Raw genomic sequence first — 14,780 nt, forward strand, 5'->3', positions numbered from 1 at the left:
GCTGATTTTTGCGCCTGACTCTGTAGTCCGCGTCGTTGAAGGTAGCGAAGCGCACGCACAGGCAACTACACTCGGTCATTCTTTGATACACGGAGGTTTTGTCATGCGGCGCGTGGTGTTCAATCAGAAAGGTGGCGTGGGCAAATCCAGCATTGCCTGCAATCTGGCGGCGGTGAGTGCCAGCGAGGGCTATCGCACGCTATTGGTCGACCTTGATGCCCAGGCCAACTCCACCCAGTATCTGACGGGGCTCACCGGCAATGACATTCCGATGGGCATTGCCGACTTCTTCAAGCAGACCCTGTCTTCCGGGCCGTTCTCGAAGAAAAACCAGGCCGACATCTACGAAACCCCGTTCGACAACCTGCACATTATCACCGCCACCGCCGAGCTGGCCGATCTGCAGCCCAAGCTTGAGGCCAAGCACAAGATCAACAAACTGCGAAAATTGCTCGATGAGCTGGATGGCGAATACGACCGGATTTATCTCGATACGCCGCCAGCACTGAATTTTTATGCGGTGTCGGCGTTGATCGCCGCCGATCGGGTATTGATTCCCTTCGATTGCGACAGTTTCTCGCGCCAGGCGCTGTATGGCCTGCTGGCGGAAATCGAAGAGTTGAAGGAAGACCATAACGAAGGCCTGGAGGTCGAAGGCATTGTGGTCAACCAGTTCCAAGCCCGGGCCAGCCTGCCGCAGCAGATCCTCGATGAGCTGATTGCCGAGGGCTTGCCAGTGCTGCCGGTGTACCTGAACAGCTCGGTGCGCATGCGTGAGTCGCACCAGGCCAGCACCCCGCTGATCCACCTCGACCCACGGCACAAGCTGACGCAGCAGTTCGTCGAGCTGCACAACCTGCTCGAAGATAACTGATTTCCGGATTGCACCCCACCCTCCTGTGGGAGCGAGCCTGCTCGCGAAGAGGCCAGCACGTTCAACATCTCTGTTGACTGAACGGGCGCCATCGCGAGCAGGCTCACTCCTACAATTGAATTTGTGTTGGGTCAGATACCCTGGCTACGCAGCCACGCCATCAACTGCGGCAACGGAAACGCCCCGCTCTGGCGCGCCACTTCCCGACCGTTCTTGAACAGAATCAAACTCGGAATCGAGCGAATCCCCAACTGCGCCGACAACTGCTGATTGGCTTCGCTGTCGAGCTTGGCCAACCGGCACTTGCCCGCCAACTGCGCCGCCGCCTGCTCGAACACCGGCGCAAACGACTTGCACGGCCCGCACCAGTCCGCCCAGACATCCACCAACAACGGCAGATCACCCTTGATCTGGCTGGCGTAATCGCCTTGCTTGAGTTCGAACGGCTTGCTCAGCAGAACCTCGGACTTGCAGCGCCCGCATTTTGGCTGGTCGGCGAGGCGTTCGGCGGGGATGCGGTTGAGGCCGTTGCAGGCGGGGCAGGGGATTAGGAGTGGAGTGGTCATGACGGGCTCGGTTTAAGTTGATATCTCGTACGACTGATCTGGAGTCGTACGAGGCGTTTATCAAGGTTGAGTCCGGAGCCTCAAGACGAACAACTGATCTCCAGATGCTTGCCCCACTCCGGCGGCCGCTCGGCATAACCTTCCATCCCCGGCTGCTCGTCGAACGGTTTGCTTAGCACCGCATGCAGTCGGCGCACCTCGGAGTAGTCGCCTTGTTCGGCGGCATCAATGGCCTTCTGCGCCAGGTAGTTGCGCAGGATGTACAGCGGATTGACTGCATGCATCCGTGTGCGGCGTTGTTCCTGATTGCTGTCGCCATCACGGGTAACCCGCGCCACGTAGCGCTCGCCCCAGGCATCGAAGCCTTTGATGTCGACGAAGTCATCGCGCAAGCGGGCGACAGCCTGCTCTGCGGACTCTTCGCCGAGATGGCGGAAGAACAGCGTGTAATCGACGCCGCTGTTCTGCATCAGTTGCAGCAGGTCTTCGAGCAGCTTCTGGTCGTCATCCTCGGCGGTGGTGAAGCCGAGGCGGCGGCGCATCAGGTCCAGGTAGTGCGCCTGGAACAGCGGCAGGTACAGGCCGAGGGTTTCGCGCAGGGCTTCGACGCTGATGAACGGCGTCAGGGCCTGGGCCAGAGCGCTGAGGTTCCACTGGCCGATCGGCACCTGGTTGCTGAACGAGTAGCGGCCCTGATCATCCGAGTGGTTGCAGATGAAGTTGGCGTCGAAATCGTCGAGGAAGGCGAACGGGCCGAAGTCGAAGGTGATGCCGAGGATCGACATGTTGTCGGTGTTCATCACCCCGTGACAGAAGCCGTAGGCCTGCCACTTGGCGATCAGTTCGGCATTGCGCTCGACGATCTCGCGGAACATCGCCAGATACGGTTCCGGTTGCTCCAGGCACTCGGGATAGTGCATCGCCAATACGTGTTCGCCGAGTAGCTTCTGCTGCTCGGAACGCTTGGTGTAGTAGAAATACTCGAAGTGGCCGAAGCGCACATGGCTTGGCGCCAGACGCAGCACCATCGCCGCGCGTTCCTGCTTTTCGCGCCACACCGGAGTGTCGGAGCCAATCACACAGGCGGCACGTGAAGACGGGATGTTCAGCGCGTGCAGCGCTTCAGAGGCAAGGAATTCGCGGATCGACGAACGCAACACCGCGCGGCCATCGCCCATGCGCGAAAACGGCGTCTGCCCGGCGCCCTTCAGATGCAGGTCCCAGTGTTCACCGGCGTTGTTGTAGACCTCGCCGAGCAACAGCCCGCGACCATCACCCAGTTGTGGCGTGTAGCCGCCGAACTGGTGCCCGGAATAGACCATCGCCCGCGGCTCGGCATCGGCCCACAGCTTGTGGCCGCCGAACAGTTCAGCGAATTCCTGAGTCTCAGCGGTTGCCGGATCAAGATCGAGCAAGGCCAGGGCTGCCGGGCTGGCGACGACCAGACGCGGGTTGTCGATCGGCTCGGGCAGCACATGGGCGGAGAACGCATCGCCCAGGCGGGCGAAGCGATTGTCGAAGGTCAGTTCGTCGAGGGCTTTCAAGGGCCGGCTCCAGCAGAATGTCCGAGCATTCTGCTGGGATCAGACCGGTTAGTCGAGTTTGGCCGGCGGCGGCTCTTGCAACGGCTTTTGCTCGGCGCCGATCGGTACGATGGTTTTGTTCTCGTCCTCGATCGGCACCAACTTGTATTCCTGACCGTGGAGGTTCTTCAGGTACACCTCCATCTGGCGGAATGAGATGTTGATGTGCTGCTTCTTGAACTCGCGGTTGATGAAGCGGTTCACTTCGTCGATCACCGGGTTGCGGTCACCGAGGTCACGCACGTGCATGCGCAGTTCGTGGTCGAGGGTGCTTTCGCCGAAGTTGAGGAAGTACACGTGCGGCTCGGGCTCTTTGAGCACGCGCGGGTTTTCCCGGGCAGCCTTGAGCAGCAGTTCCTTGACCAGATCCAGGTCGGAGCCGTAATCCACGCCCAGCTTCAAGGTGACGCGGGTGATGGTATCGGTCAGCGACCAGTTGATCAGTTGCCCGGTGATGAACGTCTTGTTCGGGACAATGATGTCCTTGCGGTCGAAATCGGTGATGGTCGTGGCGCGGATGCGGATCTTGCTCACCGTGCCCGACAGGTTGCCGATGGTGATGGTGTCGCCGATCCGCACCGGACGCTCGAACAGGATCATGATGCCGGAGATGAAGTTGGCGAAGATCTCCTGCATACCGAAACCGAGGCCGACCGACAGCGCCGCCACCAGCCATTGCAACTTGTCCCAGCTGACGCCGAGGGTCGACAAGGTGGAGACAAAACCGACACCGGCGATCACATAGGACAGCAACGTCGTGGTCGCATAGGCGCTGCCCTGCGCCAGATTGAGTTTCGACAGCACGAACACTTCGAGCAGACCCGGCAGGTTGCGCGCCAGGGCGAAGGTGATGCCGATGATGATCAGCGCGCCGAGCATGTCGCCGATGCTGATCGGCACCATGCTCATGTTGGCGCCAGTGCCGCTGGTGTATTCGTAGAGGGTGATGTTGTCGAGGTACGAGAACACCGAAATCAGGTCGGCCCAGACCCAGTACAGCGCGGCGATGAAGCCGCCGAGCAGTGCCAGACGAATCAGGCGCAGGGATTGTTCGTTGACCTTTTCGATGTCCAGCGTCGGCTCTTCGATGACTGCTTCGCCGTCGCCGGCCTCTTTCGCCGCTTGACGTTTGGCCAGGGCGCGCTGATAGGCCAGGCGGCGTGCGGCGACCGCCAGACCACGGACGAAGGTGGCTTCGATCACCAGCCAGAACATCAGCAGGTACAGGGTGTTGATCAACCGATCGCTGAGTTTCAGCGCGGTGTAGTAGTAGCCGAAGCACACCGCGACGAACAGGGCGATCGGCAGCAGGGTGAACATCACGCCGACGGCCTTGCGGAATAGCGAGGTGTTTTCGTGGGCCGGGCTGCTGATCAGCAGGCGGCTGAGCAGCCATGCCATCAGCGCGTAGCAGGTCAGGACCACCGGCATGCCGATGACGTCGTCGGCCAGCGCCGCCGGTTGCAGTTCCGCCACCGCCACCACGGTCACCAGCGCCATCACCACCAGCCCGAGGCGGCGGATCCAGCCCTGAAGGAACTCGACCTGGGGTTTGTCCCAGCGGAAGTGCAACTCGGCGACGCCACCCGGCGAGAGAATCCGGTAAGCGGTGTAGAACACCAGCCACGCCTGACCCATTTGCAGCAACGCCGCGCCCATATTGGCATTCTGACCGCGGGCGTCGATCTGCAGGGCCAGACCGCACAGACCCAGACCCAGCGCCACCGGCATCGCCAGCAGAATGTTGATCAGAATCGCCTGTGGCGTATGCCACTGGCTGTCACGCTTGAAGTGCCCGATGTCCTGGTGAACCTTGTTCAGTCGCGCATACAGCGCCTTGCGCCGCCACAGCAGAGCGCCGATCAGCAAGGCCAGCGGCAGGAATAGCAACGGGCGCTGGGTCAGGCCGTCGGTCAGCTCGCTCAGGCTCGATGCCAGCGGCAAGGTGTCGATCTGGCGCTTGAGCCGCTCCGGCACGTCGCGAATCCATTCGGTGTCCAGCGGCTTGTTACTGGGAATCCAGAACATCTGCTCGTCGAGAGTCGCGCGCAGGCTTTGCGCGGTGCTCAGCAGTTGTTTCTGGTTGAGTTGCAGGGTGATCGATTCGTTGAGCACCGCGCTCAATTCGCGGTTCAGACGCTCCAGCAGGTCGGCGCGGGTGTTGGCCAGTTCCATCAGGCTCTTGCGCAACTGCGGGGTGACTTGTTCCGGCGGCTGGGTGGAAAGCAGGTTGTCGACGTAGGTCGCCGGATTGCTCAGCAGTTCGCGCTGCTGGCTGACTTCGAACTGATACAGGCGAATGTCGGCAATCTGGTCCGCCAGATCGCGGTCGACCTTGAGCCGGGGCAGCGCCTGTTTCTGCTTATAGAGAATCTTCGACAGCAGCAGGCTGCCCTTGAGCACGTTGATCTGCTCGTCGAGGGCCGAGTCGCTTTGGGTCAGGCTGTCGAGTTGCTGTTTGGTCTGCAGGTTCTGTTGAGTGACTTCGTTGAGGCGGTCGGTGCTTTTGAGCAGGTAGTCGGAGAGCTTGAGGTTGGCCGCACTTTCGGTGGCGAGCAGGCTGCTACCGCCGGCCTTTTGCGCCTCGATCGACTGCTGGGTCACGGTTTCCTGAGATTGCGCCAGACGCTTCTGGTTGATCAGGGTCTGCAGTTCCTGGATCTCGCGGTCGAGACGGTCGGATTTCTCCGAGAGCAGGTCATGCTGACTGTTGCCCAGATCCTGCAACTGGCTGTTGCCGGCAAGTTCCTGACGGCGCAATGGGATCAGCGCGTTCAGCGCAGCGAGCTCGGCGTTCAACTGGTCGCGCTGCTCGGCGCTGACGGTCTTGCCCGCGTCCTTGCCGGATTTGAGGATGTTGTTGATCTGCTGGATGCGCGTCTGGCTGGCAGAGATTTCTGCCTGTGCACGCTCAGGACGGGTCTGGGCAGTGATGATCAGGCTGTTGGCATCGGCCAGGGCCTTTTGCAGGTCGCTTTGCTGGGTCGAGCGATCCGTGAGGATCTGCTCCAGCTGCTGGATCGACTCTTTGCTGAAGCGCTGCGCCACCGGTACCACCGCCGTGGCCTTGAGGCGTGCCAGTTCGCGGGTGTTCTCGATGGTCTGCCGCGGAGCGGAAGCCAGTTGCTGCTTGAGGTCGATCAGCTTCTGGTCGTAATCACGCCGGTTGTTGAGCTGATTGAGGGTATTTTGCAGAACTGTCTGCAGGCTCTTTTTGTCGGCATCCGGCAGTTTGCTGTCGGCCAGTTTGTCGAGGCTGGCCTGCACGGCTTCGCTGGACGGCGGTTCGGCTGCATACAGCGGGCCGACGGAAAGACTCAGGCCCAGCAGGGCCGCAAACAAGAAAGAGCGCAGGGTAGGCATATAGACCGGTCGAGCAAGTGAGAGTGGACGCAGTTTAGAGGAAGAGACCGGGACCCGGGCGACTTCCTTCGGGGAATCTGACGCCCACTTTGCCGATCTTGTTCCCGTCCATGACCGCGACCGTCCAGTGGGTGTTGTTCCACTCCACCTGGTCGCCAACGATCGGTGCACCCCCGACCTTTTGGGCAATGAACGCACCCAGGGTCATGTCCGGATCGATGCCCTCGGCCGGTAACCCGTAAAGCGCTGCAACCGCTTTAAGCTGGGCGTCTCCTTCGAGCACGAAGTCACCGAAGAAGCGCAGGTCGAGGCCGCGTTGTGGCGCCTGGCTGAACAGTTTGCCAAGGGCCGGAAGGTTGTGTTCATGGCCGATAACACACAGCAAATCATCGACTTCCAGCACCGTACTACCCGACGGATGGAGCAGTTGCTGGCCACGAAACAGTGCTGCGATGCGCGTGCCTTCAGGCATTTTCAAATCACGCAGCGGTGAACCGATGCACCATTTCTCGGCGCCGAGCTTGTAAACGAACAGCTCCCACTCGCTGGTGATGTGCACTTCCAGTGCCGAACGGGAAATCGGCGCAGGCTCCGGCGGAACCGTTACCTTCAACAGTTTGGCCACCCATGGCAGGCTTGTGCCCTGCACCAGCAGCGACACCAGCACGATGAAGAAGGCGAGGTTGAAGTACAGCTGCGCATTCGGCAACCCGGCCATCAGCGGGAACACCGCGAGAATGATCGGTACCGCGCCGCGCAACCCGACCCAGGAAATAAACGCTTTCTCGCGATCGTGGAATGCCTTGAACGGCAGCAGGCCGACCAGCACTGACAGCGGCCGGGCGAACAGAATCATCCACAGCGCCAGGCCGAGGGCGGGCAGGGCGATCGGCAGCAAGTCATGCGGAGTGACCAGCAGCCCCAGCACCAGGAACATGCCGATCTGCGCCAGCCACGCCATGCCATCGAGCATGTGCAGAATGCCGTGACGGCTGCGCACCGGGCGGTTACCGATCACCAGACCGCACAGGTACACCGCAAGGAAGCCGCTGCCGTGCAGGGCGTTGGTCAGGGCGAACACCACCAGACCGCCGGCGATCACCAGAATCGGGTACAGGCCGGTGGCGAGGTTGATCCGGTTGACCAGTTGCAGCATCAGCCAGCCACCGCCCAGGCCGATCACGCCACCGATTCCGAATTCGCGGATCAGGTGGGTCAACAGGCTCCAGTGCAGGCCGGTCTGGCCGCTGGCGAGCATGTCGATCAGGGTTACGGTAAGGAACACCGCCATCGGGTCGTTGCTGCCGGATTCGATTTCCAGGCTGGCGGTCACCCGTTCGTTGAGGCCCTTGCCGCCGAGCAGCGAGAACACTGCGGCGGCGTCCGTGGAGCCGACGATGGCGCCGATCAACAGGCCCTGAATCAGGTTCAGGTCGAACAGCCACGCCGCGGCCATGCCGGTGAGCCCGGTGGTGATCAGCACCCCAACCGTCGCCAGCGACAGCGCCGGCCACAGGGCCACGCGGAAACTCGAAACGCGGGTGCGCAAGCCACCGTCGAGGAGGATCACCGCCAGTGCGAGGTTGCCGACCAGATAGGCCGTCGGGTAGTTATCGAAAATGATCCCGCCGCCATCGACCCCGGCCGTCATGCCGACCGCGAGGATGATGACCAGAATGGGGATGCCGAGACGGGAGGAAAGTGAGCTGACAAGAATGCTCGCACCTACCAGCAACGCGCCGATCAAGAACAGGCTGTTGATGGTCGTCGCATTCAAAGGCAGTACTCCAGAAGCGTAAAGACGGGCACAAACTGACCATGCAGTCTGCGTGCCAGCGATTCTAACCTGTTGAAATGTGATGCTGTCAAAAAGCTTTTTCAAGATCAAAAGATCGCAGCCTGCGGCAGCTCCTACAGGGTGTAAATCGATCCCATGTAGGAGCTGCCGCAGGCTGCGATCTTTTTGCTTGTAAAAATTACAGGCTGAAACGCCCGACCATGTTGTTCAGATCCAGCGCCAGGCGCGACAGCTCGTTGCTCGCCGCACTGGTCTGATTCGCGCCGGTGGCCGATTGCACCGACAGGTCGCGGATGTTCACCAGGTTGCGATCCACTTCGCGGGCCACTTGCGCCTGCTCTTCGGCGGCACTGGCGATCACCAGATTGCGCTCGTTGATCTCGACGATCGCGGTATTGATGGTGTCCAGCGACATCCCGGCACCCCGCGCGATGTTCAGCGTCGATTCGGCGCGCTCGGTGCTGTTGCGCATCGAATCCACGGCGTGTTCGGTGCCGCTCTGGATGCTGCCGATCATGCGTTCGATTTCGCTGGTCGACTGCTGGGTGCGATGCGCCAGCGCACGCACTTCGTCGGCCACCACGGCAAAACCGCGACCGGCTTCACCGGCACGTGCCGCTTCAATTGCCGCGTTCAGGGCCAGCAGGTTGGTCTGATCCGCCAGACCACGAATCACGTCCAGCACCTTGCCGATGTCTCGGGATTCATTCGCCAGATCGCCGATCAGGGTCGCAGTGCTCTGCACATCGGCGCTCATGCGTTCGATGGCGCTGACGGTTTCCTGTACCAGATCACGGCCATCACCCGCCGAGGTGGTAGCGTTCTTCGAGGCTTCCGAAGTGCTGACCGCGTTGCGCGCCACTTCTTCCACGGCGCTGGTCATCTCGTTGACGGCGGTGGCGGCCTGTTCGATTTCGTTGTTCTGCTGAGTCAGGCCACGGGCGCTTTCGTCGGTGACGCTGTTCAGCTCTTCCGCTGCAGATGCAAGCTGGGTGGCCGAGCCGGAGATGCGCTGCAAGGTGTCGCGCAGCTTCGATTGCATCTTGGCCATGGCCGCCAGCAGACGCCCGGCTTCGTCGGTGCCGTCGACGTGGATCGGCTGGGTCAGGTTGCCTTCGGCGATGGTTTCCGCCGCGTCCAGCGCTTTGGAAATCGGCTTGGTGATGCTGATGGTCAGCAGCCAGGCGAACAGGAAGGTCAGGCCGGTCGCCACGACCAGCAGGGTGACCACCAGATTGAACGCCGAGGAATACTGGTCGACAGCCTCTTGATTGGTCTGGCTGATCTGCTCGCCGTTGATCTGCATCAGGCGGTTGAGCACAGTGTTCATCGCTTCGGAGTTGTTCAGCAACTCGGTGTTGAGCAGGTTGCGCAGCTCGTCCACCTGATTGTTGCGCGACAGCGTTTTCATCCGGTCTTCGATCTGACGGTACTGGCCCAGCAACTGCACATATTGATCGTAGGCTGCGCGTTCCTGCGGGCCGCTGATCAACGGTTCATAGGCCGATTGGGCGGCGCGGATCTGCTGGTTGCGGGTGTCCAGCAGTTCCATGGTCTTCTGCTGCACGTCCGGCTCGCGGTTGACCAGCAAGCGGTAGGACAGCACCCGCAGGCGCAAGGTCAGTTGGGTGAACTCGTCGAGGTTCTTGATGCTTGGCACACTGCTGTTAGTGATGTCCTCGGCGGCGCCGCGGATTTTGCTCATCTGGTTCAGGGCGAACACGCCGAGAATCAGCATCAGGCCGCCGATCAGGGCAAAGCCGGTGAACGCCCTGGGGGCGATATTCATATTGCGAAGGGACATGGCGCGGATACCAAAAAGGGCCGCATCCATGCGGGCTGAGACTGCTGTATGGATGACTTATCGGTCATACGACTAAAGTCTTGAGGCACTGTGCGTATTTGTCGCATATGGGCCTGAGCGACGAAGTGCAGGAACCAGATCGGCAGATCACAGTCTTTTAAACTCGCGAGAACGGTCGGCCGCCAGGAAAATCAAGGCCTTGCGCCGGTATAACCCTGGCATCCGCAGTGACTTTTCTTTATCGTACGCGCCCTTTGAAAAACGCCTGGAAGATCAAAATGTTGGAAGCATCCCTCAGCCAATTGGAACAGCTCGTCAGCGACCTGGTGCAACAGAACCAGACCCTCACGCAAACCAACCAGACCCTGTCCACGGAACTGGCCCAGGCCAAGGATGAAAACGAAAGCCTGCAACTGAGCCTGATGGAACAGGAAGAGAAGCACGGCGCCACCGCTGCACGCATCCAGGCTCTGGTTGATCGCGTCAACGCAGGTCCTGTCAGCGCATGAACCACCACACAGCAGGGGTAAAAGTCATCTCCATTCTCGGGGAGGACTATTCGATCAAGGCACCGGCCGGGGAAGAACAGACCCTGCTGGACGCCGCACTGATGCTCAAGGCCGCACTGGCCGACACCAAACGCAAATACCCGACGCTGATCGGTGACCGCTTGCTGGTGCTGGCAGCGATGAACCTGTGTTCGCAGCAGATCGAAATGAAGAAGCAGCACCAGGAAGAACTCGACCGTTACCAAGAGCAAGTCAGCGCCACGGTCGACACCATCGCCAAGACCATCAGTCAGGGCTGATAGGGTTGCGCACAACCAAAGAATAGATTGTCGATCGGGTTGTATACAATCGGCACGGCTGTTGCATTGTTTCGGCCACTTATTCTTTGGGGGTGCTCCATGCAGTTGTGGCGACGCAGTATTCAATGGCAGCTGATTCTCAGCATGGGCACCGCCCTGCTGGTCAGCATCCTGATCGTGGTTGGCATTTATACCCTGGTGGTCAACCGCCTCGCCCAGAGCTATCTGGTCGAACAAGCGCTGCCGTCGAGCATCGAAGCGACGCGCAACGACATCGAACGCATCCTCGTCCAACCCCTGACCGCCGCCAAAGACATCGCCAGCAATTCCATGGTGCGCGACTGGCTGGCTTCAGGTGAAGACAGCAGCAAAACGGCGGCTTTTGCGCAGTATCTGGAAGGCATCCGCGCCGAACATAAAGCTTTCACCGCGTTGATCATCGGCACCGACTCCAATCACTACATCACCGAAAAGGGCCTCGACCGCACCCTCAATCGGGCCAAACCGGCCGATGCCTGGTTCTATTCCTTTCTCGACAGCCATCAGCCGCGCACCCTGAATATCGACAACGACGGCGCCACCGGAGAAGTGGCGCTGTTCATCGATTTGAAGGTCGAGCAGGCCGGTAAAGTGGTCGGCGTGGCAGGATTGGGCCTGAGCATGAAAGAGCTGTCGGAGCTGATCCACAACTTCAGCTTTGGCGAGCGCGGCAAGGTCTATCTCGTGCGTTCCGACGGTTTGATCCAGGTCCATCCCGAGGCGCAGTTCAGTGGCAAGCGCACCCTCACGGAGCAGATTGGCGCGTCGGCTGCGCAAGCGGTCATGGGTCAAAAAGTTGCCACCAGCAGTTCCTTCCAGCGCGATGGCGAAGACTTCCTCGCCTTCAGCCTGCCGCTGCGTGATCTGGGCTGGACGCTGGTGGCCGAAGTGCCGCAATCGCAGATCTACGCCGAAGCCCGCAAGGCGATGTGGATGAGCGGCGGCATCGGTCTGGCGGTGGCACTGGTGTGCCTGGCGCTGGTGGTGTGGCTGGCCCAAGGGCTGGTGCGACCGATTCGTCAGGTAACAGCCGCGCTGGTAGCGATCGGTAGCGGCGGTGGAGATTTGACCCATCGGTTAGATTCCAGTCGCGCCGATGAACTGGGCGATCTCGCGCGCGGCTTCAACCGTTTTCTCGACAGCCAGCGCGGGCTGATCGGTGAAGTGCTGACCACCAGCGAACGTCTGCGCACAGCCGTCGGGCAGGTGGCGAAGGTGGTGGAAAACACCGCCGAACGCTCCGGGCGCCAGCAGGAAATGACCGACATGGTCGCCACGGCGGTGCACGAGATGGGACTGACCGTTCAGGAAATCGCGCAGAACGCCGGCAACGCCGCGCTGGCTTCACAAACTGCTCGCGATGAAGCGCTGCAGGCGCGGGAGGTGGTCGGCGGTTCGATCCGTCATATCGAAAGCATGTCCGATGAGATTGGCGTAGCGGCGGGCGCGGTGGGAGAGCTGGCGCATCAGGTAGCGTCGATCGATTCGGTGCTGGCGGTGATTCGCGGCGTGTCCGAGCAGACCAACTTGCTGGCGCTCAACGCGGCGATTGAAGCGGCGCGCGCCGGAGATATGGGGCGCGGGTTTGCCGTGGTGGCGGATGAAGTGCGCACTTTGGCGCGCAGGACTCAGGCGTCTACCGACGAAATCCAGCAAATGATCGGCAGCCTCAAACAAGGCGCCGAGAATGCCGTGTCATCGATGCGCACCGGCCAGGCGGCGACCGGTACCGGGGTTGAGTCGAGCCAGCGTACTGGCGCTTCGTTGACCGCGATCACCGGGCAGGTCGAACGCATCAGTGACATGAACCATCAGGTTGCGACCGCGACGGAAGAACAGTCGGCGGTGACTGAAGAGATCAACCGCAACGTGCAGGGAATTTCCGATCTGGCCCGAGCCACGGCGGGCGAAGTGCGGGCGTGTCGTGAGGATTGTCAGATGTTGCAGAAGCTGGCGGATGATCTGGCAAGGCAGATGGGTGGGTTCAAGTTGAGCTAAAGGATCAGGATCAATAGATCGCAGCCTTCGGCAGCTCCTACATTGGAATGCGTTCCCTGTAGGAGCTGCCGAAGGCTGCGATCTTTTGCTTTTAGAACCACGCATCCTGCATGTTCAGGCACGTATCATCCCGCGCCTCCAGCAACGCCAGTTCATGATGACAACCCGGCACTTCCCACGTCAGGAAGTACCGCGCCGCCTGTAGCTTGCCCTTATAGAAGTCAGCATCCGCCGCATTGCCTTTGGCCAAACCTTCCTCAGCCCGAATCGCCTGCTCCAGCCAGCGCCAGCCAATCACCGTGTGCCCGAACACTTTCAGGTACAGCGCCGAATTCGCCAGGCTGCTGTTGACCTTGCCCTGCGCCAGATCGGTCAGCAGGCCGATGGTCACCGCTTGCAGGCGCGCCACGAGTTTCTCAAGTGGCTCACGCAGTGCGGTCAGCGATTCATACGCGGTCGCGCGCTCGGCGGTGTTGGCGATCAGACGGATCAGTTGCTTCAATCCGGCGCCGCCGTTCTGCGCCAGTTTGCGCCCGAGCAAGTCCAGCGACTGAATGCCGTGGGTGCCTTCGTGGATCGGGTTCAGGCGGTTGTCGCGGTAGTACTGCTCGACCGGGTATTCGCGGGTGTAGCCATGGCCGCCGAGAATCTGGATCGCCAGTTCGTTGGCCTTCAGGCAGAACTCCGACGGCCAGGATTTGACGATCGGCGTCAGCAAGTCCAGCAGCTCATGCGCCTGTTTGCGCTCGGCTTCGGTTTCCAGCGTGGTGGTGTCATCGAACAGCCGCGCCGCGTACAGGCCGAGGTCAAACGCCCCTTCGACGTAGGACTTTTGCGTCAACAGCATGCGTCTGACGTCCGCGTGCTGAATGATCGCTACCGGCGCGGTGCTCGGATCCTTACTATCCGGCACTCGGCCTTGCGGGCGTTCGCGGGCGTACTCCAGCGAGTACAGGTAACCGGCGTAACCGAGCATCACCGCGCCCATGCCGACGCCGATCCGCGCCTCATTCATCATCTGGAACATGTAGCTCAAACCATGGTGCGGCTTGCCCACCAGATAGCCGACGCACTCGCCGTTATCGCCGAAGTTCAGCGCGGTGGAAGTGGTGCCGCGCCAGCCCATCTTGTGGAACAGCCCCGCCAGCAGCACATCGTTGCGCTGGCCGAGGCTGCCGTCATCATTGACCAGAAACTTCGGCACGATGAACAGCGAAATCCCTTTCACCCCTGGCGGCGCGTCCGGCAGTTTGGCCAGGACCATGTGCACGATGTTTTCCGACAGCGGATGATCGCCGCCGGAAATGAAGATCTTGTTGCCCTTGAGGCGATAAGTGCCGTCGGACGTCGGCTCGGCGCGGGTACGAATATCCGACAGCGATGAGCCGGCGTGCGGTTCGGTCAGGGCCATGGTGCCGAAGAAACGCCCGTCGATCATCGGTTGCAGAAAGCGCTGTTTCTGCTCGTCGGTGCCAAAGCTTTCGATCAGGTTGGCCGCGCCCATGGTCAGGAACGGGTAGGAGGTGGTCGCCGCGTTCGCCGCTTGAAAATGCGCAAAGCAGGCTTGCGACAGCAGTGTCGGCAGTTGCATGCCGCCGGCTTCGAAGCTGCGCGCGGCATTGAGGAAGCCGGCCTCGAGGAACGCGTCCACCGCCGGTTTCACTTCGGGAATCAGCATCGCCTGGCCGTTCTCGTAGCGCGGCTCGTTCTCGTCGCCCTTGCGGTTGTGCGGCGCGAAGTATTTCTCGGCGATGCTGCGGGCGGTGCCGATGGCCGCGTCGAAGGTCTCGCGGTTGTGTTCGGCGAAGCGCTCACGCCGGGTCAGGCCCTCGGCATCGAGGACTTCGTACAGCTCGAAAGCCAGATTACGGGAACTGAGCAGCGTCTCGGACATGGCGGCCTACCTGAAAATGGGGGTTGGGCCGAGTCTAGGCTTGCTGATAAAGG

10 protein-coding genes and 2 pseudogenes are annotated in these 14,780 nt (G+C 61.0%); 5 read left to right on the top strand and 7 right to left on the bottom strand.

Features of this window, described 5'->3' with window-relative positions; translation table 11 throughout:
• Nucleotides 1–103 precede the first annotated feature (103 nt).
• Nucleotides 104–874: a ParA family protein gene (locus JN524_RS15840; RefSeq protein WP_202369935.1), complete on the top strand. Its 771-nt coding sequence runs from the start codon at nucleotides 104–106 to the stop codon at nucleotides 872–874.
• 131 nt (nucleotides 875–1,005) lie between these two features.
• Here the strand turns inward: JN524_RS15840 and trxC are convergent, their stop codons facing one another.
• From trxC to JN524_RS27540, 6 genes and pseudogenes are all read right to left on the bottom strand, one after another.
• Nucleotides 1,006–1,440 (bottom strand): thioredoxin TrxC, encoded by a 435-nt coding sequence (gene trxC, locus JN524_RS15845; protein ID WP_202369936.1) that lies wholly within the window; start codon nucleotides 1,438–1,440, stop codon nucleotides 1,006–1,008.
• 80 nt (nucleotides 1,441–1,520) lie between these two features.
• The gene (gene selO, locus JN524_RS15850; protein ID WP_202369937.1) at nucleotides 1,521–2,984 is read right to left on the bottom strand and encodes a protein adenylyltransferase SelO; all 1,464 of its coding nucleotides are present in this window, start codon (nucleotides 2,982–2,984) and stop codon (nucleotides 1,521–1,523) included.
• Nucleotides 2,985–3,032: 48 nt separating this feature from the next.
• Nucleotides 3,033–6,386, bottom strand: a complete 3,354-nt coding sequence (mscK, locus tag JN524_RS15855) for a mechanosensitive channel MscK (RefSeq protein WP_202369938.1) — start codon at nucleotides 6,384–6,386, stop codon at nucleotides 3,033–3,035.
• Nucleotides 6,387–6,420: 34 nt separating this feature from the next.
• Entirely contained in the window at nucleotides 6,421–8,163 is a 1,743-nt protein-coding gene (locus tag JN524_RS15860) for a potassium/proton antiporter (protein ID WP_202369939.1), read from the bottom strand.
• Between the two features lie 199 nt (nucleotides 8,164–8,362).
• Nucleotides 8,363–9,235 (bottom strand): methyl-accepting chemotaxis protein, encoded by an 873-nt coding sequence (locus JN524_RS27535; RefSeq protein WP_371917813.1) that lies wholly within the window; start codon nucleotides 9,233–9,235, stop codon nucleotides 8,363–8,365.
• 30 nt (nucleotides 9,236–9,265) lie between these two features.
• Nucleotides 9,266–10,018 (bottom strand): annotated as a pseudogene (locus tag JN524_RS27540) (MCP four helix bundle domain-containing protein); the annotation flags it as partial.
• 248 nt (nucleotides 10,019–10,266) lie between these two features.
• On the opposite strand from JN524_RS27540, the gene JN524_RS15870 reads away from it, so the two are divergent.
• From JN524_RS15870 to JN524_RS27550, 4 genes and pseudogenes are all read left to right on the top strand, one after another.
• Entirely contained in the window at nucleotides 10,267–10,497 is a 231-nt protein-coding gene (locus JN524_RS15870; protein ID WP_003220969.1) for a hypothetical protein, read from the top strand.
• A complete protein-coding gene (locus JN524_RS15875; RefSeq protein WP_135294803.1) occupies nucleotides 10,494–10,796 on the top strand; it encodes a cell division protein ZapA in 303 nt (100 codons plus the stop codon). The genes JN524_RS15870 and JN524_RS15875 overlap by 4 nt, the downstream gene beginning before the upstream one ends.
• Nucleotides 10,797–10,940: 144 nt before the next feature.
• A pseudogene (locus JN524_RS27545) lies at nucleotides 10,941–11,966 on the top strand (cache domain-containing protein); the annotation flags it as partial.
• Between the two features lie 135 nt (nucleotides 11,967–12,101).
• Nucleotides 12,102–12,833: a methyl-accepting chemotaxis protein gene (locus JN524_RS27550; protein WP_428984994.1), complete on the top strand. Its 732-nt coding sequence runs from the start codon at nucleotides 12,102–12,104 to the stop codon at nucleotides 12,831–12,833.
• A 91-nt stretch (nucleotides 12,834–12,924) separates the two neighbouring features.
• Here the strand turns inward: JN524_RS27550 and JN524_RS15885 are convergent, their stop codons facing one another.
• Nucleotides 12,925–14,727 (bottom strand): acyl-CoA dehydrogenase, encoded by a 1,803-nt coding sequence (locus JN524_RS15885; protein ID WP_202369941.1) that lies wholly within the window; start codon nucleotides 14,725–14,727, stop codon nucleotides 12,925–12,927.
• Between the last annotated feature and the right edge of the window lie 53 nt (nucleotides 14,728–14,780).

Origin of the sequence: Pseudomonas sp. MWU318, assembly GCF_016756945.1 — a bacterium.
Classification (GTDB): Bacteria; Pseudomonadota; Gammaproteobacteria; order Pseudomonadales; family Pseudomonadaceae; genus Aquipseudomonas; species Aquipseudomonas putida_A.

What these genes read in the sequence shown, in the direction of transcription:
- trxC (WP_202369936.1), bottom strand. Translation starts at nt 1,440, where the DNA reads ATGACCACTCCACTCCTAATCCCCTGCCCCGCCTGCAACGGCCTCAAC.
- JN524_RS15840 (WP_202369935.1), top strand. Translation starts at nt 104, where the DNA reads ATGCGGCGCGTGGTGTTCAATCAGAAAGGTGGCGTGGGCAAATCCAGC.
- JN524_RS15875 (WP_135294803.1), top strand. Translation starts at nt 10,494, where the DNA reads ATGAACCACCACACAGCAGGGGTAAAAGTCATCTCCATTCTCGGGGAG.
- JN524_RS27535 (WP_371917813.1), bottom strand. Translation starts at nt 9,235, where the DNA reads ATGGCCAAGATGCAATCGAAGCTGCGCGACACCTTGCAGCGCATCTCC.
- JN524_RS15870 (WP_003220969.1), top strand. Translation starts at nt 10,267, where the DNA reads ATGTTGGAAGCATCCCTCAGCCAATTGGAACAGCTCGTCAGCGACCTG.
- JN524_RS27550 (WP_428984994.1), top strand. Translation starts at nt 12,102, where the DNA reads ATGGTCGCCACGGCGGTGCACGAGATGGGACTGACCGTTCAGGAAATC.
- JN524_RS15885 (WP_202369941.1), bottom strand. Translation starts at nt 14,727, where the DNA reads ATGTCCGAGACGCTGCTCAGTTCCCGTAATCTGGCTTTCGAGCTGTAC.
- mscK (WP_202369938.1), bottom strand. Translation starts at nt 6,386, where the DNA reads ATGCCTACCCTGCGCTCTTTCTTGTTTGCGGCCCTGCTGGGCCTGAGT.